General features: G+C 43.2%; 23 protein-coding genes. 11 read left to right on the top strand and 12 right to left on the bottom strand.

Translation table 11 applies throughout. From position 1 onward, the window contains the following. Nucleotides 1-4: 4 nt before the first annotated feature. Both kynU and G458_RS0102845 read right to left on the bottom strand, forming a co-directional pair. Nucleotides 5-1,282: a kynureninase gene (gene kynU, locus G458_RS0102850; RefSeq protein ID WP_026950566.1), complete on the bottom strand. Its 1,278-nt coding sequence runs from the start codon at nucleotides 1,280-1,282 to the stop codon at nucleotides 5-7. 129 nt (nucleotides 1,283-1,411) lie between these two features. Then, a complete protein-coding gene (locus tag G458_RS0102845; protein WP_026950565.1) occupies nucleotides 1,412-1,924 on the bottom strand; it encodes a 3-hydroxyanthranilate 3,4-dioxygenase in 513 nt (170 codons plus the stop codon). Between the two features lie 111 nt (nucleotides 1,925-2,035). Between G458_RS0102845 and G458_RS0102840 the strand changes: the two genes are divergently transcribed. The 4 genes from G458_RS0102840 to G458_RS20070 are packed head-to-tail and all read left to right on the top strand — an operon-like array spanning nucleotide 2,036 to nucleotide 4,450. Continuing rightward, entirely contained in the window at nucleotides 2,036-3,118 is a 1,083-nt protein-coding gene (locus tag G458_RS0102840) for a dipeptidase (protein WP_322786235.1), read from the top strand. Next, nucleotides 3,118-3,726, top strand: a complete 609-nt coding sequence (locus tag G458_RS0102835; RefSeq protein WP_026950563.1) for a hypothetical protein — start codon at nucleotides 3,118-3,120, stop codon at nucleotides 3,724-3,726. The genes G458_RS0102840 and G458_RS0102835 overlap by 1 nt, the downstream gene beginning before the upstream one ends. Before the next feature lie 26 nt (nucleotides 3,727-3,752). Then, nucleotides 3,753-4,088, top strand: coding sequence for a hypothetical protein (locus tag G458_RS20075; RefSeq protein WP_035467675.1), 336 nt, complete (start codon nucleotides 3,753-3,755; stop codon nucleotides 4,086-4,088). Nucleotides 4,089-4,111: 23 nt separating this feature from the next. Further along, complete coding sequence (locus tag G458_RS20070; protein WP_035467673.1) at nucleotides 4,112-4,450, top strand: hypothetical protein; 339 nt, start codon at nucleotides 4,112-4,114, stop codon at nucleotides 4,448-4,450. A gap of 90 nt (nucleotides 4,451-4,540) precedes the next feature. On the opposite strand, the gene G458_RS0102820 is transcribed toward G458_RS20070, so the two are convergent. The 5 genes from G458_RS0102820 to G458_RS0102800 all read right to left on the bottom strand — a co-directional run bounded on the left by G458_RS0102820 (nucleotide 4,541) and on the right by G458_RS0102800 (nucleotide 9,666). Continuing rightward, nucleotides 4,541-5,149 (bottom strand): nitroreductase family protein, encoded by a 609-nt coding sequence (locus tag G458_RS0102820; RefSeq protein ID WP_026950561.1) that lies wholly within the window; start codon nucleotides 5,147-5,149, stop codon nucleotides 4,541-4,543. A gap of 31 nt (nucleotides 5,150-5,180) precedes the next feature. Next, nucleotides 5,181-5,504, bottom strand: coding sequence for a type II toxin-antitoxin system PemK/MazF family toxin (locus G458_RS0102815; RefSeq protein WP_026950560.1), 324 nt, complete (start codon nucleotides 5,502-5,504; stop codon nucleotides 5,181-5,183). Continuing rightward, nucleotides 5,495-5,740: an AbrB/MazE/SpoVT family DNA-binding domain-containing protein gene (locus tag G458_RS0102810; RefSeq protein WP_026950559.1), complete on the bottom strand. Its 246-nt coding sequence runs from the start codon at nucleotides 5,738-5,740 to the stop codon at nucleotides 5,495-5,497. The genes G458_RS0102815 and G458_RS0102810 overlap by 10 nt, the downstream gene beginning before the upstream one ends. A 48-nt stretch (nucleotides 5,741-5,788) precedes the next feature. After that, nucleotides 5,789-7,300: a S10 family peptidase gene (locus G458_RS0102805; protein ID WP_026950558.1), complete on the bottom strand. Its 1,512-nt coding sequence runs from the start codon at nucleotides 7,298-7,300 to the stop codon at nucleotides 5,789-5,791. A 134-nt stretch (nucleotides 7,301-7,434) separates the two neighbouring features. Then, nucleotides 7,435-9,666: a TonB-dependent receptor family protein gene (locus tag G458_RS0102800; protein WP_026950557.1), complete on the bottom strand. Its 2,232-nt coding sequence runs from the start codon at nucleotides 9,664-9,666 to the stop codon at nucleotides 7,435-7,437. Nucleotides 9,667-9,798: 132 nt separating this feature from the next. Here G458_RS0102800 and G458_RS0102790 point away from each other — a divergent pair, with 132 nt between their 5' ends. The 4 genes from G458_RS0102790 (at nucleotide 9,799) to G458_RS0102775 (ending at nucleotide 15,047) form a co-directional block, all read left to right on the top strand. Further along, a complete protein-coding gene (locus G458_RS0102790) occupies nucleotides 9,799-11,850 on the top strand; it encodes an alpha-L-fucosidase (protein ID WP_026950556.1) in 2,052 nt (683 codons plus the stop codon). A 91-nt stretch (nucleotides 11,851-11,941) separates the two neighbouring features. Then, complete coding sequence (locus G458_RS0102785; RefSeq protein ID WP_026950555.1) at nucleotides 11,942-12,514, top strand: gluconate 2-dehydrogenase subunit 3 family protein; 573 nt, start codon at nucleotides 11,942-11,944, stop codon at nucleotides 12,512-12,514. After that, nucleotides 12,507-14,216, top strand: a complete 1,710-nt coding sequence (locus tag G458_RS0102780) for a GMC oxidoreductase (RefSeq protein ID WP_026950554.1) — start codon at nucleotides 12,507-12,509, stop codon at nucleotides 14,214-14,216. The genes G458_RS0102785 and G458_RS0102780 overlap by 8 nt, the downstream gene beginning before the upstream one ends. A gap of 123 nt (nucleotides 14,217-14,339) precedes the next feature. Then, a complete protein-coding gene (locus G458_RS0102775) occupies nucleotides 14,340-15,047 on the top strand; it encodes a DUF4919 domain-containing protein (protein ID WP_084438809.1) in 708 nt (235 codons plus the stop codon). 304 nt (nucleotides 15,048-15,351) lie between these two features. Here G458_RS0102775 and G458_RS0102770 read toward each other — a convergent pair whose 3' ends face one another. From G458_RS0102770 to G458_RS0102760, 3 genes are all read right to left on the bottom strand, one after another. After that, nucleotides 15,352-15,795 (bottom strand): DoxX family protein, encoded by a 444-nt coding sequence (locus G458_RS0102770; RefSeq protein ID WP_026950552.1) that lies wholly within the window; start codon nucleotides 15,793-15,795, stop codon nucleotides 15,352-15,354. A gap of 119 nt (nucleotides 15,796-15,914) precedes the next feature. Then, entirely contained in the window at nucleotides 15,915-16,859 is a 945-nt protein-coding gene (locus G458_RS0102765; protein WP_026950551.1) for a pyridoxal-phosphate dependent enzyme, read from the bottom strand. 102 nt (nucleotides 16,860-16,961) lie between these two features. Then, nucleotides 16,962-17,447: a peptide deformylase gene (locus G458_RS0102760; RefSeq protein WP_026950550.1), complete on the bottom strand. Its 486-nt coding sequence runs from the start codon at nucleotides 17,445-17,447 to the stop codon at nucleotides 16,962-16,964. 212 nt (nucleotides 17,448-17,659) lie between these two features. Between G458_RS0102760 and G458_RS21745 the strand changes: the two genes are divergently transcribed. The 3 genes from G458_RS21745 to G458_RS0102750 all read left to right on the top strand — a co-directional run bounded on the left by G458_RS21745 (nucleotide 17,660) and on the right by G458_RS0102750 (nucleotide 21,354). Then, on the top strand, nucleotides 17,660-17,854 hold the full coding sequence (locus G458_RS21745; RefSeq protein ID WP_157359669.1) for a hypothetical protein: 195 nt from the start codon (nucleotides 17,660-17,662) through the stop codon (nucleotides 17,852-17,854). Between the two features lie 62 nt (nucleotides 17,855-17,916). Next, nucleotides 17,917-19,116, top strand: a complete 1,200-nt coding sequence (locus G458_RS0102755; RefSeq protein WP_026950549.1) for a 6-bladed beta-propeller — start codon at nucleotides 17,917-17,919, stop codon at nucleotides 19,114-19,116. 330 nt (nucleotides 19,117-19,446) lie between these two features. Next, the gene (locus G458_RS0102750; protein WP_026950548.1) at nucleotides 19,447-21,354 is read left to right on the top strand and encodes an ABC-F family ATP-binding cassette domain-containing protein; all 1,908 of its coding nucleotides are present in this window, start codon (nucleotides 19,447-19,449) and stop codon (nucleotides 21,352-21,354) included. 61 nt (nucleotides 21,355-21,415) lie between these two features. On the opposite strand, the gene G458_RS0102745 is transcribed toward G458_RS0102750, so the two are convergent. Both G458_RS0102745 and G458_RS0102740 read right to left on the bottom strand, forming a co-directional pair. Then, nucleotides 21,416-22,132, bottom strand: a complete 717-nt coding sequence (locus G458_RS0102745; protein ID WP_026950547.1) for a DNA alkylation repair protein — start codon at nucleotides 22,130-22,132, stop codon at nucleotides 21,416-21,418. Nucleotides 22,133-22,173: 41 nt separating this feature from the next. Further along, complete coding sequence (locus G458_RS0102740) at nucleotides 22,174-24,609, bottom strand: outer membrane beta-barrel family protein (RefSeq protein ID WP_026950546.1); 2,436 nt, start codon at nucleotides 24,607-24,609, stop codon at nucleotides 22,174-22,176. Between the last annotated feature and the right edge of the window lie 99 nt (nucleotides 24,610-24,708).

The following is a 24,708-nucleotide window of genomic DNA, read 5'->3' as shown; positions in this document are numbered from 1 at the left end:
TTTATTAAGCGAATTTCTCCAAGGATTGTTCCAAAACCTTCGCAAAGCGGTACACATCCAAGAAGCTGTTGTAGAGAGGAGTAGGGGCTAATCTTATGACATTCGGGTTTCTCCAGTCTCCCACCACTCCATGTTTATAGAATTCATCAAAGACGGCTTTTCCGCCTCGGTGAATCAGCAAAGATAACTGGCAGCCTCTTTCAGCCGGGTTTTTTGGGGTGATTATTTCCAAAACTCCTGATTTTCCGCTGATTTGCTCAATCAGGTATTCTAAATAGGCTGTCAGTTTTTGGCTCTTTTTTCGAAGATTTTCCATCCCCGCTTCCTGAAAAATATCCAGTGAAGCCTGATGGGCTGCCAAAGCCAGGACATTTGAATTGGCTAATTGCCAGCCATCCGCTCCATACATAGGCACAAAGCCTTTCTCCATTTTGAAGCGTTCTCCTTCGTCATGTCCCCACCAACCCGCAAAGCGAGGGAGGTCAGGTCGCTCAGCATAGCGTTCATGCACAAAGATCCCCGAAACATTACCCGGACCGGAATTCAAATACTTATAGCTGCACCAGGTCGCAAAGTCCACATCCCAATCGTGAAGCTTGAGGACAGCATTTCCGACAGCATGGGCTAAGTCAAACCCAGCCACTGCTCCAACTTCATGAGCTGCTTTGGTGATGGCCTGCATATCAAAAAGCTGGCCCGTGTAATACTGGATTCCTGCCATATTGACCATGGCGAGGGAATTCCCTTGTTTTTTTATTTCGGAGATAATATCCTCAGTTCGCAGCGTATGCTCCCCCGGTCTGGGCTTGAGTTCTACCAAAGTGGTAGCCGGATCCAATCCATGAAACTTGATCTGAGTTTCCAGCATGTATTGATCGGAAGGGAAGGCTCCAGCTTCGACGATAATTTTGTACCGCTCTTTCGTAGGTCTGTAGAAAGAAACCATGAGCAAGTGAAGATTGACTGAGAGGTTGTTCATAGCTACCACCTCATGCTCCTGGGCTCCGAGGATTTCTGCTAAGGCTGGCTTTGATTTTTTCCGAACATGATACCAGGCGTCTTCCCCATGGAAGTGTCCGTCAACCGCCAAATCTGCCCAGTTGCTAAGTTCTTTTGCCAGATAATCCTTTGCAGATTTAGGCTGAAGGCCCAAGGAATTTCCGCAGAAGTAAATCGCTTCTTTTCCATCCACTTTGGGAAAATGAAATCTGGAGCGAAAATGCGCCAAGGGATCTTGGGCATCTAGTTCACGGGCAAAGGATTCGGAGAATTTGTAGTTCATTTTTTTAGTAAATAGTCAATGGACCATAGTCCATAGAAAAGGCAGTTCATACAAATAACAGATAAAGTTCTTTGTGAGTGAATTAAACCTGGTGGGCCATGGTCTATGGTCAATCGACCATGGACAGGTTTACTTTTCCATCACAGTCCCGCAGCTTTTGCAAGTTCTCAGGTCTTGATTAGACCAAAATCGCTCCATGATCGGAGGAAGTTGGGTGACGATATCGGTTAGCTCCACATATTCCTCGTGAAGCAAAGTGCCGCATTTTTCGCAGTGCCAGATAAAGCCGTCTTTTTCTCCAGCCCTTCTGTAACGCTCTATCACCAAACCAACCGTATTGGCAGGCCTTCTCGGAGAATGAGGCACTTTTGGGGGTAAAAGGAAGATCTCCCCTTCTTTGATTTCTATGTCTTTCGGTTTGCCGTCCTCGATGATTTTCAGCACGATATCTCCTTCCAATTGGTAGAAGAACTCCTCGCCTTCGTCATAGTGGTAATCTTTTCGGGAGTTGGGACCGCCCACCACCATCACGATGAAGTCGTCATTGCCTTTGTACACCTGCTGGTTGCCCACCGGCGGTTTAAGTAAATGACGATTGTCTTCAATCCATTTTTTGAAATTAAAAGGTTTAGCGATGGCCATGGTTAGGAGTTTTGGTTTTGAAAGGATTCAAAGATAGGAATTGATGGAAAAAATCGAGGAAAGAATGCTTTTTGAAAAATAACTGGTCTTAACAATTCTGAGGGATTGAGTATGAAGAAGATATCTCTTGGTCCTCCCGGCTTGGTCTTTCAGGTAAGGATCCTGTTTCAAAAAAATCCTTATTTTGTAGTAAACCCGAATATGAAAATGAACCTACCCATAGCCGATTTACATTGTGACCTGCTTTCTTACTTAGCCCTAGTACCAGGAGCGGATCCTTACATCAAAGATCAAATTGCTTGTGCCATTCCATGGCTGGAAGAAGGAGGAGTGAAAATGCAGGTTTTGGCCATCTATACCAATGTAGAGGATGCCAGCATGAGGATCGCCTCGAAACAAGCAGATTTGTTTGGAAAACTTCTTCAAAACCATGACCAATCGCTAACGGCATTTAATCAAGAATATATTGCCAATGTGGATAAAGAAAGCTGTATTGGCGTCATTGCTTCAGTGGAAAATGCCGCTGGCTTTGGTACCGAAAAATCCACTTGGGAAGAAATTTATGCGCAATTTGATTCCATTGTCGAAAAGGTTGGACAGCTGGCTTACATCAGCTTAACGCATCATACCGAAAACCGCTTTGGAGGAGGGAATTATACCGAAGGAATTGGACTCAAGGAAGACGGGAAAAGACTTTTGGATTATATGGCCGGGAAGCGGATTCCTGTGGATCTTTCCCATACCTCGGATTTGTTGGCCGAAGGCATTTTGAATCATATTGACCGGCATCATTTGCCGATTCCTGTGATTGCCAGCCATTCCAATTTTCGGGCGATTTGGGATCACAAACGGAATATCAGTGATGAATTTGCCTTGGAAGTCATCCAGCGTGGAGGACTGATCGGAGTGAATTTCCTAAGGGAGTTTTTGGATCGGGAAGTTCCGGAGAGGCTTTATGAGCACATTCTCCATGGGGTGAAAATGGGTGAAAATGCGATTTCGTTTGGGGCAGATTTTTTCTATACGCTCAATTTTCCGGATAAAAACCGACATCCTTTTTATTTTCCTTTAGTGGAAAATGCAGGAAAATACCCCTCAATTCTTGAGGCCTTGCGTGAAAGTATGAGTGAAGCCCAAGTCAGAAAACTGGCTTTTGAAAATGTGTTTAACTTCTATCAAAAACTCTGGAGCTGATGTCCAGCCATCATTTTGTCAAAGAACAGCAAGAACCCGCCGTTTTTATTCTGAATACGGAAGAGCTGAATTTTGAATCTGTTTCCCCGCTTTTGGAGTGGGTGCCTACCGTCTTGGTTTGGCAGGAGTGTCTGGATCAGGTACTGAGCTGGGGGATCAAGGTGGATGTGATTTTAGCGGAGGAAGCTTTCCAGAGAGCTAATCTTCATCTCTTGGAAGAGCAATACCCGGTGAAATTTCTCACTACTTATAAGACAAATTTCCTACACGAAGGACTCCACTATTTACAGGCTTCCCAGCATAAAGGAGCTCATTTGGTTGGCTATTCCCATCAGAACTGGGAAAGCTTAGCTTCTGAAACCGAGTTTTTGGATTTGACGATTTTGGATGCCGGATGGAAGTACTATCCGGTGAAGTCCAAGGAATTTAAGAAGTGGTTTGTAGCCTCAACGATCCGGATCTTGGGAAAAGAGGGGATGCCCGTGGAGCTTTCCAATGATGATGGAAAGCTTTTTTTGCCGCTATTTTACCTTACTCAGGTGGAAGTGCCCGAGGGAATTTCTGAGATCAAAGGGGCAGAATTGTTTTGGGTCGGGGAAGAGGTTTGAGGATTAAAAAATTTAACTTCAGAAATATGCAAGGAATTGAATTGATAAAAGGAGAGGAAAGAATTACTGGCCTTATAGAATCAGGGGTTGTTTCATTAAACCTAACGGTTGTAAGCTCAAATGAAAAGGAAGAAATTTTTCTAAATTTAAGTGGAAGGAATGCAACCACTAACGAACGTTTAGTTTGGAAAGAGGAAGAATTGAAAATCGGGGATGATTTTGTAGTGAAAATAGTTGATAATGGGGAGTCGTCCACTCCAATTAAAATAGATAGTTCTGCCCCAGATGATCTTATCCTTCAAGGAAAGCTAAGAGCTTATTCAGCTTTAAAAAAAGAGCTCGAGCAGGCAGGGTTGATTTAGATCTACTCTGACCTTTATCCAAAATGAAAGGAATAAAAATAACCTCGTCCGATATTAATGAAAGTTTTCAGATAGATTCTGGAAATTATTCAATGACCTTTATGTTAAGCATCAAACACTTTCAGGGTCAGGAACAACTCAGCATCCATCTTTCAGGATTTGATAAAGATAAAAATGAAGATGTCAAATGGTTTGATCAATTGATTGGGCCAAATAAGAAAATCATTCTTGAAGTCATAGATGGAAAGGAAGTCATTTCTCCAAAAGAAATTGAAAAAAGAGAAGAGTCTTTTATTGATAAACAGAAATTGGAAACCTACCTATTTCTTCAAAGGGAGTTAAAAGAGAAAGGTTTGATTTAGGAAGGATTTTTTCCTAAGAACAAGAAAAGGAAGGTGATAGCCTTCCTTTTTTTCTTTTAATAAGATCGCTTCGTTCCTCGAGATGACGAATTACTCTTTAATCCAAGCCACTTTTTCAGCTAGAGAATCTCTTTTTCCCTCCGGCCAGTTGTCCGAAGCAGGCTTGGCCACATAGAAAAAGCCCATCAGCATATCTTCTCCTTCCAATCCGAAATCTTTTCTAGCCTCAGGCCAAAAAGTCGGTCCGCCGGTACCCCAGTAGCAAGCCAATCCATGGGCACAGGCAGTGAGATACATGTTCTGCACTGACATCGCAACTGCAGAAATCTCTTCCATCACCGGAATTCCCGAACCTTCAGTTCGCTTCATCAGAATAGCGATCACATGAGAAGCCTTCAAAGGTTGTTCCTTGAATTTCTGGTAAGTTGCTTCGATAAAGTTGGTGCCGTTTTTCTCGGCTCTATGCTTGTATAGTTCTGCCTGATAGTCGGCGAATTTCTTCAATCCTTCCCCGGTGTAGACAATAAATCTCCAAGGTTGGGTGAGTTTGTGGGTTGGAGCCCAGTTGGCATTTTCCAGGATTTCCTCAATGATCGAATCTGCAACGGGATCATTTTCCTTGAATTGAGCGGCAAACTGAGATCGTCTTCCGCGGATGATTTTGGTTACTTCTTTGCTATTGAAATCGGGTATTTGCATGGTTTTAAAATTGTTTTTTATTCAATTGGAATTAGTCCACAAAAGTTTCTTTGATTTTGTCTTTTATCTGATTAATCTCGATGGAGGTAAGGTTTCCCAGAACCTTTATGACCCTAGACTTGTCTATAGTACGAATTTGGTCAATTGCGACCATTCCTTCTTTACCTTGATGTCGGACTGGAATCCTTGTTGGATAATTTTTAAGTGTACTGGTCATGGGAGCTATGACCAAAGTGCCCAAATACTTATTCATTTCTTTTGGAGAAATGACTACACAAGGTCTGGTCTTTTTTATTTCTCTTCCAACAGTAGGGTCTAAATTCACCAAGATGATTTGATATTGCCTTATTTCCATTCCTCTGGCTCTTCGTCTTCAAATACATCCGGGATCATCAATTGATCATCCCCTTCCTCATGCATTTTTTTGAAAGCTTCTTCCCAGCCTTCTCTAGGAGCTTTTATGGGCTTCAAGATTATTTGCTCGTCTTCAAGAATAAGCTCAACCTTTTCCCCTATTTGATACTTTTCGAGGATAAGTTTGCTTAACCTGATGCCCTTTGAGTTTCCGATTTTGACAACATTTGTTTCCATTGGGAATTTGAATTGTGACTACAAAGTAATAACAAAAAATTTATAAAATCATTTCAACATCCCCTCCAAAAATTCACGGATGTCTTTGGCCAAAGCATCGAAATCCTCCTGTCGGTTGTACATCATATGCCCTGCTTCGTAGTAAGTCATATGGATTCGATCCTGTGGGAAATCGTGCCTTGCAAAGGTGTATTCCGCATCAAAAAACGGGGTGATCAAATCGTAATAGCCATTGGCAACCATCACCTTCATTTGCGTATTTCGGTGCATGGCTTCACTCAAAGCTCTAGCAGTACTCACATAACTCGGTTCCCAGTAAGCTCCATCCGGAACCGGTTTCCAGTTCCAATTTCCTCCCATCCCAACTGCAGAAGTAAAATAGGGGCGATCTATGTTGACCTTTAGATTCCGCATCAAATAATCATTGAAGACGGCAGTATAAGCCGAACTGGTCATATAGCTTGCAGGATCACCCAATACCGGGCCTTCGGCAACTTGATCCGTTTCCAAGGCCAGATACCTTCCGTCAAGAGTTCCGATGGCTTTCCCTTCCTCCCGAAGCAATTCTTTCTTGAATCGGTGCATCAAGATTTGATTGTCAGATCTTAGAATATAGGTCTTATCCAAGCCCGTGAAATAGGCTAATTTGGCTGCTATTACCTCTTTTTGAGTTTGAGTTTGCTTTTCTCCCAAGAAAAGAGAAGTCAAGTATTCCCCATAGGCAAAGTCCCTTGCCTCTTGGACAAAAGCTTCCAAGGACTTTCCTTTTCCAGCTTTGCCATGATACCAAGCTGTTACTGCCTGAGAGGGGAGATAGGTGAAAAAAGAGGTTAAATTGTCCTCCCAGCTGGAGGATCCGGCATAATCTAGTGCTTGAGAAATCAATACAATGCCGTTAAGAGCCATGTTTTGTCCCCCGCCTTCCAAAACTTGGGCGACTTTTGCTGCACGGGTAGTGCCAAAGCTTTCGCCTGCCATGAATTTCGGTGCTTGCCATCTTCCATTTTGGGTCACCCAAATCCGCATAAACTGAGCAATAGAAGCCGCATCTTCATTCAATCCCCAAAAATCAGAAGTTTTTCCTACTCCTTCGATCTGGCTAAATCCTGTCCCAATAGGATCAATAAACACCAAGTCGGTGATATCCAACAAGGCTTGGGTATTGTCCACAAATCGGTAGGGAGCGGCTCCATCGTCCACTTTGGCCTCTGAATCGGTTTTGACCACTTTTGGCCCGAAAAATCCAATATGCAGCCAAATGGAAGCCGATCCCGGGCCACCATTGAAGATAAATAACACTGGCCTTTTGGAAGTGTCTACTCCATCCCGAATGTAGGAAGTGGACCAAAGGGCTCCGGTAACTTCACCTTTGGAATTTTTCAAAAAAGTCTCTCCGACAACAGCTTTGTAGGAGATTTTTTGTCCGTTGAAAGTACCCGAATGGCTAGTCTCAAATTTCTGAGGATCTCGAGGAACCCATTTGGTTTCAGACTTTTCTTCTTGGGAAAAGGAGACTACTGATAATAGAAGACATGCGAATAAAATAGAGATTTTCTTCATAATTGAACTGGATAAAGAAAGCTGCGCAGATATTTTTCAAGATTGGCCTAAAGCCAAGATAGCTATCTCGCCGAGCATATCTCGATTTATCTCGCGTAGCGTATCTTGAAACCTATCTTTCGTAGTAGGTTTTCTTAGTATCTAATTCCCAACTTCACACCCCCATACCAATTCCGGGTAGGTGCAGGTTGGAAAAATCTACCCCCAAAGGCATTCAGATCATTGCCTAAAGAATAGCTTACATCCAAGAGATTATCCACCCCTGCAAAGAGTTCCAGATCTATCTTGCCTAAGGATTTTATATAGCCAAATCTCAAGTTGACCAGGTCGTAGGAGTCCTGGAATACGGTGTTCGCATCATTAAGAGGAATCTCGTCTGTAAATTGATGGGTGAGGTTGAGGTAGACTCCGATTTGGGTTCTCAGATCAAGTCGGGTAACCAGATTGTTTTGCGGTACGCCTGTCAGGTCATTTCCGGAGAAATCATTGGTTCCTTTGCGATACTCTTTAAAGGTGAAAAATTGTCCTGTATAGGCGGTTCCGACCAAGAAATCCCGGATAAATCCATTCCCATTTCTAAGAACTGCATAATCAAGGGAGGCCTCGATTCCTTTTTGATCCGTTGATCCTGCATTTCTGAACAAAACCACTCCATTGGCATTAGTGAAGGTGGTGATGGTTTGGTCCAGCTTTAGGAAGTAGCCGATCAATTCCGCATTGAAGCGTTCTCTTCCTAGGCGATAACCTACTTCGAAATTGGTTCCTTTTTCCGCTTCCAGATCCAAATTTACGCTGCCTTCGTTGGTTCTGACTTCGTCAATTGTGGGTGGAGAAAAGCCTCCGCTCACCGAGCCATAGACCGAGCTAAATTGGCCAAGCTGATAGTTCAGAGCTACTCTCGGTACGACCACTGGATCAAAAGTTCGAGTGGAAAGCCCTGTAGGTTTTCCGCTGGCATCGATTAGGCGGTCAATCTCATAGCCTGAGAAATTTTCACTGAGTCCTAAAGTGAAAAGAAGTTTGTCCGTGAAATTCAACTCGGCCTGTTGAAACAAAAACCCTTGATAGGCCCGAAGCTTATCGGCAAAGCGTACCGTATCAGCTTTTCCAGCTCGGTTTCCAAAATTCTGTGCATCGGTCAGACTGTTTTGATATTCCGCTCCGGCAATCAATCTCAGAGTTTTGCCTGCCAAGGCACCGTTGTGGATGAATTTTGTCCTCGCTCCATAACCAAAGCCCAATTCCTTTTTGTAGTCCAGAATAAAGGGGTTTTCGAAGTCATTGGTATTGACATAGAGGGTGGTGGTATTGCTGGTACGATCAGAAAATTTGTAGGTATGACCAAGAGAAAACAGTACAGCTTGCTGCGAGATCGAGCTATTTTGATTGACTGAGCCAGGTCGGGCTTGCTTGGGGTCCGCCGCTAATTGGTCGGCATTTAAAGCGCCTGGAATCTGGTAGTCTAAATCTGAAATCAATAATTGGGTTCGGATTTCCTGTTTTTCAGAAACCGGGAAATAGCTTCCCAACTGGAAAACCTGACGATCTACTGCGGAGTGTACCCGGTAACCATCCGACTTTTGACTGACGAAAGAGGCGTCAATTCCACCGTTTCCAACTTGCTGGCTTAGTCCTAGCCGAAACCTCGAAAGTCCAAAATCTCCGGTTAAATATTCGGTAGAGAGTCGGTTTCCGCTTAGATCCGGCTGGCTATACAAAGAAATGGCTCCACCGTTACCGGCTCCATAGATACTTCCGGATGGGCCTTTCACAATCTCTGAAGTTCGGATATTGCTCAAGTCCAAAAGATTCAAGGCGGTAGTTCCATCGGGAGAGGTGTAAGGGACATCATTCCAGTAAACCTTGACATTTCTAACTCCAAACGGGGATCTTAGCGAACTTCCACGAATGGAAACACGGTAGCTGGCCGGGGCCCTTTCCTCAATTCGTACCCCAGCTTTTTGGTTAAATGCATTGACAGGCGAGGATTCATTGAATCTCGCAAAATCACGTTCGGTAACTCTAGCGATGGCTGCACTTTGTTCCAAAAGCGGTCTTTCCGATTCAAATGCCTGAACGGTCACCGCTCCAAGATTCATCACCACCGGTACAAGTTGAACTTCATGCTCTCCTGCTTCAAAGGTTTTCTGAAAAAACTCGTAACCCTCCAAAGCGAAAGAAACTTGAAGCTTTTCTCCCGGGAAAGCAACAATGCCCGAACTATTTGTTCTCTGAAGGGTATTTCCGGCTCTCACACGCACGTTTTCAAGTGGTGTGCCCGTGATTTTATCCGTGATTTTCAGCTGGATTTGAGCCTGAAGCCCCAAGGTGAATAAAAAGAATAGGAGGGAGAGCGTTGTTTTCATGAAGGGAAATTAAAAGGAATATCACAGACAAAAGCTGATTTTCTTTGCAAAGGTTTCCATTTTGAGTCATTGGTCAATTTTTGCTTTCCTTTCCCGTCCAAATTCGGTAGGTTTTTGGCCAAATTAACCCCTATGAAGAAGTATATCTGGCCACTTTTAGCTTTGAGTCTTAGTTTTTGCGATGAAAAAGCTCTCCCCCCTGAAGCAATTTTACCTGTGCCAAACGAAAGACAAATCGCTTGGCAGGAAATGGAATTCTATGGATTTATCCATTTCAACATGAATACTTTTTCGGATCGGGAATGGGGTTTTGGAGATGAAAAGCCAGAGCAGTTTAACCCGACCGATCTGGATGCAAGACAGTGGGCCAGAATTGCCAAGGAAGCCGGTATGAAAGGGTTGATCATTACCGCTAAACATCACGATGGATTTGTGCTCTGGCCATCGGCCTACACCGAGCATTCCGTGAAAAACAGCCCCTGGAGAGATGGAAAAGGGGATTTGATTCGGGAGTTTGTGGATGCCTGCCGAGAGTATGGGTTGAAAGTCGGGATCTACTATTCCCCATGGGACCGCAATCATCCCGACTATGGCAAACCGGAATACATCACCTACATGCGTAATCAGCTGACCGAATTGCTGAGCAATTATGGAGAAATCTTTGAGGTTTGGTTTGATGGAGCCAATGGAGGAACAGGCTGGTATGGTGGAGCAAACGAGGAGCGAAAAGTAGACAAGTTTACCTACTACGACTGGCCGACTACCCATGAATTAGTTCGTAGGCTCCAACCCAATGCCATGATGTTTTCAGATGCAGGCCCGGATGTAAGATGGGTGGGAAATGAGCATGGATTTGCCTACGAAACGACCTGGTCCAATTTGATGCGGGACTCAGTCTATGCAGGGATGCCTGATTTTGACAAATGGGCAAGAGGTCAGGAAAACGGTACCCATTGGGTGCCTGCAGAAGCAGATGTGAGTATTCGTCCCGGTTGGTACTATCATGCTTATGAGGATCATAAGGTAAGGAGTCTTCCAGAGCTGATGGAGATCTATTACAAAAGTATTGGGCAAAACAGCTCTTTGTTGATCAATTTTCCAGTGGACACCCGAGGCCTAATCCATGAAAAAGATGAAGCGGCGATTATGGAAATGGCGGCCAAAATCAAGGAAGACTTTGCGAATAACCTGGCTAAGGGAGCATCATTCTCCGCAAGTGCGGACCGGGGGAAAGATTATCGGGCGTACTTGCTTTCCGACGGAGATTTCAATACCTATTGGACGACTCCGGATGGTCAGGTTGAGGCCAGTGTGGAATTAGATTTTGGGAAAGCAGTGACTTTCAACCGAATTCTGATTCAGGAATTTGTCAACTTGGGTCAGCGGGTGAAGGCCTTTTCTGTGGAAAAGCAATTGAATGGAAACTGGGAAAAAATCGCTGATGGAACCACCATCGGCTACAAGCGAATTTTAAGAATTCCGGATACTGAAGCTGAAAAAATCCGGATCAACTTTCTCGATGGAAAGGGGATTCCTGTAATCTCCGAAATCGGTGTTTATAATGCCCCTCCATTGCTTTTCCCTCCAAAAATCTCCAGAACTCCTGAAGGAAAAGTCAATATCCAAGCTGCAGAAGAAGGTCTCCAGATTTTTTACACTTTGGATGGCAGTACTCCTCAGCCCGATGGAAATCTCTTTTCCGCTGAGTTAGCTGTCACTCAACCCACCACGGTTAAGGCTTTGGTTTTTGATCCGAAGACAGCCAAAAGCTCAGCCGTGAAGCAGGTCGATTTTGATCTTCCCAAAGTTTTTTGGAAAGCCGTAGGAGCTACCGAGGACGTTCAAAAGGCCTTTGATGAGAACCCAGGGACTTTCTGGACATCCAAAACCAATGAACTGGTGGTGGATCTTGGCCAATCTGTGAATTTGAAAGGCTTCACTTATACGCCCATGCAGAGCAGGTATCCAAGCGGATTTATCGCTGAATATTCCTTGGAAGTCAGTGAAGATGGGGAAGTTTGGAAAAAAGCCACTCGGGGAGAGTTTTCCAATATCCAAAATAGTCCGATAGAGCAGAGCGTGGTTTTAGATCCGGTGCCTGCAAGATGGATTCGCCTGAAAGCCCTTCGAACGACCGATGGAAATGCTGCCACCTTTGGAGAGTTTGGAGTAGTCACCAAATAATAAATCGCCTCTGAGGAATTTGGATAGGGTTTTTCTTCAAAATTCCCTACTTTCTAGCCCATTAGCTTTAAACCCAATCTATCAGCCTATTATGAACAGAAGACATGCGTTGCGGCATATCGCCTTGATTTCAGGAGGCCTTGCCCTTATTCCATCCTGTGATTTTAGCAAAGAGGATATTCTAGCCGCCTACAAAAATCTAAAAATCACAGCTTCCCAAAAACAGCTTTTGGGAATGGTTTCAGACACCATTATCCCTGCTGGAGAAATCAAAGGTGCCTTGGAAATCGAAGTTCCGGATTTCATCTTGGTGATGGTCAATGACTGCTTTACCAAGGAAAATCAGGACAAATTCTCTGCTGGACTTTCAGCTTTTCCGGATTATGTTAAGGAAACCACCGGCAAAAAGTATGAGGACTTAAGCACCAAGGAAAAAGAAGCTTTGATTTTGGAAACAGCCAAGCTTGAAGGTGATGAGTCGGAGGAAGGACAAAGAAAAGCCGCAGTGGCCTATTTTGTCAACTCCACCAAGCGATTCACCATCCAGGGTTACATGGCCTCCGAATACATTCAAACCGAAATCGTGCCTTATTCCCTAATCCCAGGGGAATACAATGGGGCTGTCCTGATCACCGATCTTCAAAAACCACGCATCAATGGCTAATCTAAACCTAAAAAGTAAACAGGAAAGAACTTATCAAGCCATCGTGGTGGGCTCCGGAATCAGTGGAGGCTGGGCAGCCAAAGAGCTTTGTGATCTGGGCGTAAAAACTTTGATGCTGGAGCGTGGCAGAAACGTGGAGCATGTCAAAGATTACCCGACGACCAATATGCTTCCTTACGAGTTTCCTCATCGAAACCAGATTCCTCAGGACATTCAGGAAGCCAATCCGGTTATCAGCCGTTGCTATGCGTTCCGCGAGGATGCCATGCACTTTTTTGTGAAAGACACCGATCATCCATACGTACAAGAGAAGCCGTTTGACTGGATCCGTGGGTATCAAGTTGGGGGGAAATCACTGCTTTGGGCACGACAGGTGCAGCGCTGGTCTGATTTGGACTTCGAAGGACCTGCCAGGGATGGCTTTGCGGTGGATTGGCCGATTCGGTACAAGGACTTGGAAAAATGGTACAGCCATGTGGAAAAATTTGCAGGCGTTTCTGGAAATAGGGATGGTTTGCCTCAATTGCCGGATGGGGAATTTTTACCGGCCTATGAACTGAATGTAGTTGAAAAGTACTTTGCGGAGCAGCTCAAGAAGCATTATGGCAATGACCGCCATATGATCTCTTCCCGCTGTGCACATATTCATGGCAATGCCGACTATTATGCTCAACAGGGTCGAGCCATGTGCCAAAACAGAAACCTCTGTCAGCGTGGTTGTCCTTTTGGAGGGTATTTCAGTTCCAATTCCTCAACTATTCCTTGGGCTTTGAAAACAGGCAATTTAACCCTCCGACCAGATGCGGTGGTTCACTCCATTATTTATGATGAGGAAAAAGGAAAAGCGACCGGGGTACGCATCATCGACCGCCTGACCAAGGAAACTGAAGAATTTTATGCGGACGTGATTTTTGTCAATGCGGCGGCTTTGAATACCAATGCGCTTTTGCTCAATTCCACCTCCAATCGCTTTCCGAATGGATTGGGAAATGACAATGGCTTGTTGGGGAAATATGTGGCCTTCCACAACTACCGGGCTCGGGTTTCGGCACAATATGAAGGACATGCCGAATTCACCACTTCCGGAGGTAGACCGACTAGTGGCTATTTCCCAAGATTCCGAAACGTGTACAAGCAGGAGACTGACTTCCTCCGTGGCTATGCAGCAGGATTCTCTGCCAGCCGCGGCGTAGGACCGGATACCAGCGGTATTGGAATGGAATTGAAAAACAGTCTCCTCAATCCGGATAAGTATGGACCGTGGCGAGTGGGTTCGCACATGATGGGCGAGACAATTCCTAAAGAAAGCAATTACGTTACTTTGGACCCGAACTTGAAAGATGAATGGGGCATGCCTCAGCTGAAAATCTCCGTGGACTACGATGACAATGACGAGAAAATGGTCAAGGACTACATCGAGCAGATGACGGAGATGTTTACCAAAGCAGGATTTACGAATATTCAGGCCTCAGACAGCAAGCAGGCACCGGGATTGGATATTCATGAAATGGGAGGTGTGCGCATGGGCAAGGATCCCAAGACTTCCCTGCTGAATGCCAATCATCAGTTGCATGCCGTGCCGAATGTTTATGTGACCGACGGCGCTTCCATGACTTCTACTTCTACGCAGAACCCATCTTTGACCTATATGGCTTTTGCGGCCAGAGCGGCGCATCATGCGGTGGCGGAAAGCAAGAAATGAAAAATTGAGAATTAGGAATTAAGAATTATGAATAGGCCCATGTCGAGAGATTTGGGCTTTTTTGCCTAGAAAATAAATAATAAATTCACCTAGTAATATCGTAAAACCCTTAAATTATATTTTATGAAGAAGATGTTTATCCTTTTTTTAACCTTCCTTTTTATTTCCACCTTATCTTTTTCACAGGATTTTAAGTATGAAAAGGATTATCCAAGATTATATAAGCAATCTCAGGAAGAAGGTAATTCTCAATCTTACAAGCAGTTGAAAGAAAGCTTTTTGATTGAAGGAGAGGATTTCTCCAATGAGGAACTGTTGGCTCTTTTGGTCGGGCAAACAGCCCAAAAATCCTATAATGCTTATGGAATGGTGGGCTTGGAACGTTCTTTTTTAGGCGCGGAGCAATTTCCTGCAGATACGATCTTCAAATACGGGAAATTGGTATCTGAAATAAATCCAGTTAGCCTAGCATTAAACTACGGACTTTGGAAATCCTACCAAAAATCAAAGAATACACCTATGGCAAATGTGTATGAAAATCGATTTAACCTTTTGTGTGAGACAATCCTTTCGTCAGGAGATGGGAGTAAACAAAATCCCTATTTTGTCATTTCGCCAATTGATGGGACAATAATCATCAGCAAATATTTGGGGAAGGAAATTACCCAAATGGGCTCCGGGGAAGATGCAAATGGGTACTTCTTGGATATTCTAAGTTATAAAACAGAAAGTGGGGACCAAACTTTGCATTTTGTGATTGACCATGGAATGGGTGGGTTAAGTAAAATATTGATGGAGATAAATGAGGGTACGGTTGAAGAGGATAGATAAAGCATTTAGGTAAAAAAATTATTTTATATGTAAATCCGCTTTCTAACCAGTAAGCCATAAACAATAAATAGAATCCCGCTTGAAGTTCAGTTTTAGCCAGCTTCGGACTTCGATCTTCCGACCGGCCAACCAAAGGAGTTTTGGATTGTGGTGCAATTGCGGATAATCATTTTTTTTAAATAGGTTTCAAATCAAAGGATTTGGACTTTTGCCTATTAGCCCTTCTTAATCCGAAATAAAAGAGCCTGAATTCAAAAAATCCAGGCCCTAAAATGGGGTGATAAGCTATTCCTGTTATTGAAATCTATTCGTTGGGATGGGTTTTCATCCAGTGATCCACGGACCATTTTCCCGATCCCATAATCAGAAATACAATCAGGAGAATCAGCACGACCAAGGATAGGCCAAACTCCAGGTTATTGGCCACAGAAAGAAATCCTTGCTGCACGTTAACCAGAAATACCGCCCCTAGAAGTATCGGGATTTGGAAGATGATCGCAAAGCGGGTGACCAAACCAATCGCAATCAGAAATCCACCCATCAAGTGGGCGAATGCGACATAGTGAGCCACTCCCAGATTGACGAATTGCAAGTCTGCATTTTCCATCAATTGGAGCAAAGCATTGGTGTTGGAAATAAAGAGAATTCCTTTGTAAAGAATCACCAATCCAAGGGCGATTCTCAGGATATCTATCCATTTGGGGTGGTGTGTGTCTCCCCAGTGTTCGATTTTAGTGATAATGTTCATGGCGTAATGGGTTTATTATCAATAAAATACGAAATAAACTTGAGATTAGTCCAAAATCTCCAAATTTTCTAAGGCTAGGAGAAGTATGACTTGAATAGAATTTGGAATTTCTATTTCAATCAGAACGGCAACTTTCCCAAATCCACATTCCCTCCAGAAAGTATAATCCCTACGTTCTTACCTGTAAACCGATCTTTATTTGCCAATAAAGCCGCCAAAGGAACGGCACAGGAGGGTTCGATCACGATCTTCATTCGCTCATAAATCAAGCGCATAGCATCAATAATTTGGGGATCGGTAGCCAAAAGAATATCATCTACGTGGAGCCGGATCAACTCGAAATTGAGTACCCCCAAGGAGGTTAATAAGCCATCTGCGATGGTATTTGGACCGGTTTGGGGGATAATATGTCCGGCATGGAAAGATCGGAAAGCATCATCTGCTCCCGCAGGTTCTCCGGCGATGACTTCAATCTCTGGGTTCAGGTAGTGAGCTGTCAAGGCTGTCCCGCCCAAAAGTCCTCCTCCTCCAACCGGAGCCATGATGATTTCCAAATCCGGCTGATCTTCCAAAAACTCCAGTGCGCAAGTGGCCTGCCCCTCGATCACGTCCATAAAGTCATAAGGTGGAATAAAGGTCGCACCTGTTCGTTCGACGACCGCTTCCAGTGTTGTTTCCCGGGCTTTGAGATTGGGTTCGCATTCAATGATTTCACCTCCATAGCCCTTCACCGCTTTCTTTTTGATTTCGGGAGCATTGGAAGGCATGACGATATAGGAAGGGATTCCCGCCACACTTGCCGCTCTGGCCAAAGCTGCTGCATGATTTCCAGAAGAATGCGTCGCCACTCCTTTTTCTCTTTCTTCAGGAGACAGTTTCATTACGGCATTGGCTGCGCCCCGGGCTTTGAAGGCTCCGACTTTCTGGAAGTTTTCGCACTTGAAATAGATCTCACAACCTGCGATTTCATTGATCGCCGAAGAAGTCAAGATCGGCGTGCGATGGATAAAAGAACGGATGCGGACATGAGCATCCTGAATGTCAGAGAGGGATGGGAAGTTCATAGGCTAAAGATAATAAAGAGAAGATATGCTTCGCGAAATTTACTTCTTGAGGTATCTCGGCTTTAGCCTTATCTTTTTTTATCTGCGCAGCTATCTTGAATTTTATCCCTTCCACTTAAAACTCTTCTCATCAATCGCCCGCATTGTACAAAGCACTCCATCCAGGTGATCGTATTCGTGCTGGATGAGTTCTGAGATCGCTCCCTCCACTGTCCAAGTTTGCTTGTTCCAGTTTTCGTCCAGGTACTCCAAAGTTAGGCTTTGATGCCTTTTTACTTTTACAAGTAAGTTTGGAAAGCTCATGCAATCGTCCCAGAGTTCGAAAAGTTCCTCACTCAATCCCTTCAATTCAGGATTTAGAATGATATAAGGACGATCCAAATTCAGATAAAACATCCGTTTCATAATCCCCAATTGAGGCGCTGCGATTCCTCTTCCAAATCCATACACCCGACGGATGTCCTCCATGGCCTCGTGAAGTTGCTGAGTCCATTCCGGGACAAGGGAAAGATCGGATTCCAATACGGGTTCACAGACTTCGTAAAGTCTGTGATCTCCAAGTTTGAGTATATCGTGGATGGTTTTCATGAAAGTAAAGCACATAAAAAAATTGAAAAATACCTACTGAGCAACCTTCTATACCTAGCCTTTTAAATGGTGTTAAAGCCCTTTACAAAAATAAAAAACCATCTGCATAATGAGATAAATAATTTTAGAACTAAATAAAAAATATTCAATAGTTAGTCGGTTGACTAATCACCTTTGCGTAGAGGATAATCTTTTACAAAATCGTTATTATCATGAAAAAACTAATTTTAGCAAAAAGAGCAATCCTCTTAAGCCTTGGGATGTTTGCCCTTATCGAATCCAGTTCTCAGGAATCGGTAGATCCTGATAAGCCGAAGTATTACAAATTGGCACAAACAGGCCCAACAACCTATTGTTGTGTAGAAAGCACGAACTCTTTGGACACTTGTTCAAGAATTCCGTGTTAGTATCCAATGAATTGTAAAAATTGAAAAAGAGGGGAATAACCCCTCTTTAAAACTGCTTTCTTATGTTGAAAATCCATAATCTTTCTCGGGTTACCATTATATATTTGTTGTTTTTTAGTTGTTCTTCACCTGAGAAAATTGACACTAGTAACTCTAAATTAATTGCTATAAATCTTGAGGATGCTAATCCCGAAGAATTTGACTCAATTTTTTCAACAGAGGAATTGATCTCAATTCGAGGATCGGAAGATATCCCAATAAAACAAATCAAAAGAATTCTAGCGATACAAAATAATTATTGGCTACTAACCTCCAATAGAATTATTCTGCTTGATGCAAACGGAGTGATTTTAGATTCTATTTCTGGGCAGGGGGATGGTCCGGGAGAATTTCAATCTGTGGATGACATCCGATGGAATGCGGATTCAAATTTTATAGAGGTATTAGATAAGAACAATGGGAAATTATTAAGATTTAATTCTAAAGGGGAATTTCAAAATGAATGGAACAACCCCTATCTCTATTTAGCCACTTCTTTTATGCCTAAAGGAGATGATTATTTTATATACGGCGGATTATTTTTTAATGGAGATGGCGATCGTGCGGTTTTGGTCTCAGGAAAAACCGGTGAAAAGAAGAATGGATTCAGTAAAATTGGAAATGAAAGAAGTTATTTAAGTGTATTAAATAATGACACTTTCTATACTAAGGATGAAGAGATTGAGTTTTTTTATTCAGATAATGATACGCTTTACACCCTAAGTGAATATGGGTCTAATGCAAAATATATAATGGATTTTGGAAAATTTCAAACTCCAAAAGAGTTCTTTGATCGAGATTTTGAAAATATTATGGATTTTAGAAATCAAGCAGCAGCCAATGATTATGCTTCAGTTTTTTCAATACAACCAACTGATAAATATATATTTATTTTCGTAATTAAGGGCTCGAATTTTTATACTTCAATAGTAGATAGGGCAACAAATAAAGTTAGAATAGTAAAAGGTTGGGCGAACCAATATGGAAAAGATTTTTCAGATTTGAGTTCTTTCTTTATCTATACTCCGATTGGAAGTGATAGTAAATTCCTTTATTTCGCAGTGGACCCTTATTCTATTAAATCGAGAATTGATAAGCTTGATGGGCATCCCTTACTTCCCGAGTTTCTAAATAATAATCCAAATGTTAATCGCATTTACCAAGAATTTGATCGGTATGAAAACCCATACATATTAAAAATCCGAATCAATGATTTTAAATAAAACTGAAATTATCATCAATACCATTTAGATGTGAATACCAATATAAGTTTATATAAATTATAGAACCTTTGGAGTGTAACTTTCATGTCCTCCAATTGTTAGATTTTGAGCATTCCGGAGTTGGAGGATATCGTGGATGGTTTTCATAGGACAAAAATAAATATGCTTTGTGAAATACGCTGGTAATACACCTCCCTTCATTTGGTGAAATGAATTGAAATACCCTTCTCAACCTAAAAATGCTTCGGGAAATATTTCATCCGACGGAGGAGAATCTATTTCAATTGTATTTCTACCGTGTTTCAATGGTATTTCCCTTACTTTTGCGGCATGAATTACCTTTCGGTTGAAAATCTCAGTAAAGCTTTCGGGGAACGGAAGCTTTTTTCCAATATTTCTTTTGGCATTTCTCAGGGGCAAAAAATCGCATTAGTCGGTATAAATGGCGCCGGGAAATCTACCCTGATGAAAATTATCATGGGTTTGGAAATCCCTGACACAGGACAAGTAGCATTGAACAATGCGGTCAAGATTGCCTATGTGCACCAAAATCCGGTTTTTGAATCCAACCTGTCCATTTACCAGACCATTTTTGACCAAAGTAATTCAGAAGTTCTTCGGGTGATCGAGGATTATCACAAGGCCATGTTGGATGCAGAGCGGGGAATTGACAATTCGGACCTGATGTCCAAACTGTTTGAAAAAATGGATGCCCTTCAGGCTTGGGATTTTGAATATCAGGTCAAGGAGGTTCTAGGAAAACTCGGTTTGCACGATACGGATCTGCCTGTAGGCAATCTCTCCGGTGGTCAGCGGAAGCGAGTTTCTTTGGCCAAGGCCATTCTGGAAAAGCCTGATCTCTTGCTGCTGGACGAGCCTACCAACCACCTGGATCTCGAAACGATCGAATGGCTGGAAGATTACCTGGCCAAGGCCAATCTGGCTATCTTCATGGTGACACACGATCGGTATTTTTTGGAAAAAGTGACCAATGAAATCCTCGAGCTAGATCAAGGAAAAATCCATCGCTACCAAGGAAACTATGGGTATTTCTTGGACAAGAAGGCCGAGAGAATGCAGATCGAAGATATTGAAATCGAGAAGGCCAAAAGTTTGTACAAGAAAGAATTGGACTGGATCCGCCGACAGCCTAAAGCTCGAGGTACCAAGGCCAAATATCGGGTGGATGCCTTTGAAGAGACCAAGGAAAAAGCTTTTACCAAGCGGGAAGAAAGAGACATTGAACTCACTGTTTCTACTCAACGATTGGGGAATAAAATTCTCGAAATCGACAAAATCAGCAAGTCCTATGATGACAAGGTTTTGGTAAAAGATTTTTCCTACATCTTCAAGAAAAAGGATCGAATTGGGATCGTAGGTCCCAATGGAGCCGGAAAAACGACATTTCTGAAAATGATCACGGGGCTTTTAGATCCGGATTCCGGAAAGGTTACTGCAGGTCAGACCACTGCCTTTGGCTATTACCGGCAAGAAGAGGACCGTTTTGATGAGGAAAAGCGTCTGATCGATGTGGTGAAGGAAGTGGCTGAAGTAGTTGTTTTGGACAAAGGTCAGACGATCACCGTGAGTCAGTTTTTAACTCAATTTGGGTTTCCTCCCAAGCAGCAATTCACTCCAATCGGGAAAATGAGTGGAGGTGAGCGAAGACGCCTTCAATTGCTGATGGTACTGATTAAGAATCCGAACTTCCTGATTCTCGATGAGCCTACCAATGACCTGGATTTGATGACGCTGAATATTTTGGAAGAGTTTCTGGACACTTTTCCGGGTTGCTTGATCATCGTTTCTCACGATCGATACTTTATGGACCGCTTGGTAGAGCACCTGTTTGTGTTTGAAGGGGAAGGGGTCATCCGGGATTTTCCGGGGAACTATACTGACTTCCGCGAGTGGGAAAAGGAGAATCCGATGGAAGACAGAAGTCCGAAGACGGAAGAAGTTAAAAACGTGAAGCAGGAGCCAAAAGAGGAGAAATCCGAGGGCACCCAAAAAGCCAAAGCAAGTTATAAGCAAAAGCAGGAATTCAAGAAAATCAATGAGACCATTGCTAAACTGGAGGAGGAAAAAATCGGCTTGGAAGAGCAAATCTCCGCTGGGATGGAAGATATGGATTTATTGATGAAATACTCCAACCGTCTTCAGGCGATCGGGAATGAGTTGGAAGAATTGGAATTGGAATGGCTGGAATTGAGTGAGTTGGATGGGATAGAGGAATAAGAATTGCCACGAAGGCAATAAGTCACTAATTTAATTGTGTCTTGGTGACTTTGTGGCGATGTTAAATTCTCCCCTTCAAAAAATCCTGTCTCAACTCTTCCGGAAACTTTTCGATGGCATAGCGAAGAGCTGTTCGGGGCATGGATTTATAGTGCTTTTTCAAAAACTTTAGCTCTTCTTCCATATCCTCATTTCCGATTTCCCGGAGCATCCAGCCCACGGCTTTGTGGATTAGATCATGGGGATGATCTTTAAGCATTTCAGCGATTGCCAAGGCATCCTTAAACTCACCTTTCTTGATCCAAAACAGACTGCTGATCATGGCCACTCTCTGCCTCCAAAGATCATGTGATCCAGCCAGATGGTAGAATAAGCTTTTGTCTTTTTTCCAATAAAAATGCCCAAGAATTCTGGGACAAGAAGTATCTACCAGATCCCAATTGTTAACCCAATCCAGATGGTGCAAGTAAAAGTCTGCAAGTTCTTTTTGCTCTCCCTCTGATTTTGACTTTTCGTAGCGATAGACCAAGGCAATCAATCCAGTTAATCGGACCTCATGGTAGGGATTTTGAATCAGCTCGGAGAGTTCGTCCATGGAGATATCCTGAAAAAACTGCTTAGCGATTTTTCTCTGCTCCGGGACTTTTACCCCCAAAAACAAATCACCTTCAGCATATTCTCCCGGTCCTGCTTTGAAGAACTTCGGAAAAAATTCCAATTTTTCAGGGATAGCCTTGTCCTTCAGTGCCTCAATTATTTGATCTGTTAGCTGGCTCATACCTAAATGTAAGAAAGCCAATTCAAAAGCAGGAAAAAATGTTAGAAGTCATCTCCCATATCGTCGCCACCCTCCCTGCGCGAACCTCTTTCTTGATTTCGCTCCTTAAAACCTCCGAATCTATAGGTGAAAGAAATTGTCCCGATTCTGCTTTCCCGCTGGAATTTCCAGAATTGGGTAAATCGGGGATCTTGGGTGGTAATTCGAAAGTTTCGGGTATTAAAAATGTCGCTGACATTCAGGCTGATCGTGCCTTTTCCGTCCAAAACGTCTTTTCTGATACCCATATTCACACTCCATTGTGGTTCAATCTGCCCTTGAGGAAGGACAATAGGACCCCGATAATTGGCCTGAGTCTGTACGCTGAACCATTTGGGAATCAGGAGATTTCCCAAAAAGTTTAATGTCCAGCTGAAATTTTCATTGGTAAATCCTTCTTCGATATTTCCTCCGTCCACTCTGGAATAAAATAAGTTTCCGGTCACTGTTGCATCAAAATTGGAGCTGATTTGAATCTGATTGACCAGCTCAAATCCAGTTGAAGCCCGGGTGTCGGCATTTTCACGGCTTTGGATAGCTACATTTTCTGAGGTTAATCTGGTGATCCTTGTTTCGATGTTGGTGCTGTACCGGTGGTAAAGGGTCGCGTTAAGGAGATAGCGTTCCCAACCTTTCATATATCCGACTTCATAGCTGTCGGTAAACTCAGGCTGAAGGAATGGATTACCAATGCTCAAATTATATTGATCTCTTACCCGGTAAATAGGAGAAAGGTCCCAAATACTAGGTCGTGAAATTCTCCTCGTGTAATTTACTGTAACTTCATTTTCTGTCCCCAAACTGTAGCTTAGAAAGGCCGAAGGGAAAAGGTTGAAGTAATTGTTTGGAATGGTTTGATTGCTGCGGGTGGTTTGACCCAAGGTTTCCGTGTATTCTCCCCGAAGGCCTAATTGGTAGCCAAAGTTTTGGATCTTATTCCGAAAGATAAAATACCCCGCATAGACATTTTCTGTGAAGTCATAGGATTCACTCAAAGAATCCACTGTGACCGGTACAAAACCGGAGGCCAAATCACCCTGAGAAAACTCTTGACCTCGTTTCCAATTTCCGAATGTTCCCTTCACTCCTGTCTCGATTTTACTACCTGACACAAAGGGTTTTTCATAGTCCAACTGAAAGACATAGAGATTGCTGGTCCTGGGTTGGGAATTGACTTGGGTCAAGGCCTTATTTGGATTGGTGACGCCCTCATTGGTCAAGAAAGTCTGATCGTAGAAATCCAAGGCCTCCCGATCATCATAAGAGTAGGAGAGAGAGGTATAGAGCCTTTGCCCTAGGGTATCCAAATCCACCGAGTAATTGATTCCCCCTTCGTAGTTTCCGCTTTGGCTGTTTTCCACAGTACTTCTCATAAAAGTGGAGTCCAAGCCTCCTGTCCTGCTCAAATTCCGCTGAACAGTCTCTCCTTGCTCTATTTCGTCATCGAAATTTCCCTGAAAATAGAGCCCAAGAGTACCTTTTGGAGTCAGGGAATAATCCATGCCAGCGCGGATCAGGTGAGTGGTTTCGTCCTCAAATCCATTTTGAGTTTGAGAAAGGGTAGGAGAAAAATTAGCCAAGTCAGTAGTCCGGTTGCCCAAGCCTCGTTCCCATCTTCTTCGGTCCTGCCAGTTGTAAGAGAAGAAATAGTTGGCTTTTTCTGTTCCGTAGTTTAGGTTGAGGCCAGCTTGATACTTATCTCTAGTGCCTACAGAGGCATCTATTTGACCATTGAAACCTAGTTTTTCATTTTTCTTAAGAATAATATTGATAATTCCGCCCACTCCGGTAGCGTCATATCTGGAGCTTGGATTGGTGATGAGCTCTACAGACTTAATACTATTGGCAGGGAATTGAGAAAGTATGCTTTCTGTATCGTCTCCTGAAAGGTTGGAAGGACGCCCATTGATGTAGATCAGGATATTTCCGCTTCCCCGCATGGTGATGCCCCCTTCGTCATCCACCTGAATGGAAGGCAAGGTAGCCAAGAGTTGGGCTGCAGTCTGCCCTTGGGAAACGATGCTGTTTTCGACGTTATAAGTTCTTTTATCAATATCAGTTTCAAACATGGAGGTGACTCCCTGAACGACGACTTCTTCTAGATTTTGTGCATTAGGCTGGAGTTTGATGGTGCCAAAATTCACCAGGTTCTTATTGCCTATGACCACTCGTTCGTAGTACTCCTCATAGCCAATAAAGCCCACTCTGAAAATGTAATTTCCCGAGGATGCATTAAAGTTGAAAGTACCGTCCAAATCTGTCATCCCACCAGATACCAAAGAGGAGTCGGAGGGATTGAGCAAAGCTATATTGGCAAATTCCAAAGGTCTGTTTTCATTGGAATCCATGACTTTTCCCTTCAAGGTGATTTCTTGGGCTTGGAGAAAATAGGAATTCAGAAAAAGGAATAGTCCTAGATAAAGGTAGCGGTAGATCATTTGTGATTCTGGTTTGAGAAAAGTGTAAAAAATCAAATGAGAATTTGTCAAAATGCAAATAGCTCATTATCAATATGTTCTATTATAAATACCCAATTG

This window comes from Algoriphagus mannitolivorans DSM 15301, assembly GCF_000429425.1.
In the GTDB taxonomy this organism is placed as follows: domain Bacteria; phylum Bacteroidota; class Bacteroidia; order Cytophagales; family Cyclobacteriaceae; genus Algoriphagus; species Algoriphagus mannitolivorans.
Note: the sequence above shows the minus strand (reverse complement) of the source record. Positions and strands in the feature narration are given on the sequence as shown.